This is a genomic window from Elioraea sp. Yellowstone (genome assembly GCF_006704265.1).
In the GTDB taxonomy this organism is placed as follows: domain Bacteria; phylum Pseudomonadota; class Alphaproteobacteria; order Acetobacterales; family Acetobacteraceae; genus Elioraea.
In genome coordinates, this window is sequence record NZ_VIKA01000328.1 from 1 (window position 1) to 595 (window position 595).

A 595-nucleotide genomic window follows, 5' to 3' on the forward strand; every position below is an offset into this window, starting at 1 on the left:
GCCGCAGGCGGTGCCGGTGCGGCCGGGACGGTCGGGCGCAGCGCCGGGGCAGGTGCGGCGACCGCGCGCAGCGCCGCCAGCAGGTCGGTCGGCCTGACGGCGGGGTCGACCGGGCGCAGGCCCCAGCCGGCGAGCACCGGCTGCTCGTCCACCAGCACGATATCGCCAGTGCCCGGGCCCTCGCAGGCGACCGCCAGCACCTCGCCGAGCATGCGGTTGGAAGGGTTGCGATCGGCCTTCAGCCGCTCCGCCTCGCGCACGAGATCCTCGATGAGCGCGGCAACGCGCGCCGCGACCGCGCGCTGCTCGGGCTCGGGCAGGTCGTCGAGGCGGCGAATCTCGCCCGGCAGGTCGGTGAACCACTGGACGCGATCGGGCAGCGGGTTGGCAGCGGCGAACAGCGCCGCGTGCTCGGCCATGCCCTGCGCGCGCAGATGGTCCTGGATCTGCGGCCTATAGTCCTGGGCGGTGCCCTCGAAGACGCGCACGGGGCGGCGCTCCTCGCGCCGGATCTCGGCGATCTGCCGGAGCGCGGCCACGCCGGCCTCAGTTCCGGGCCGGCGCCGCCGGGGCGGCCGGCGCAGCGGGCGGGGTC

The 595-nt window shown here is 77.1% G+C and carries 1 protein-coding gene; it reads right to left on the minus strand.

Features of this window, described 5'->3' with window-relative positions:
- Positions 1 to 539, minus strand: a 539-nt coding sequence (locus tag FK498_RS18965) for a hypothetical protein (RefSeq protein ID WP_202614945.1), incomplete at its 3' end; no start/stop codon positions are given.
- Positions 540 to 595: the final 56 nt, after the last annotated feature.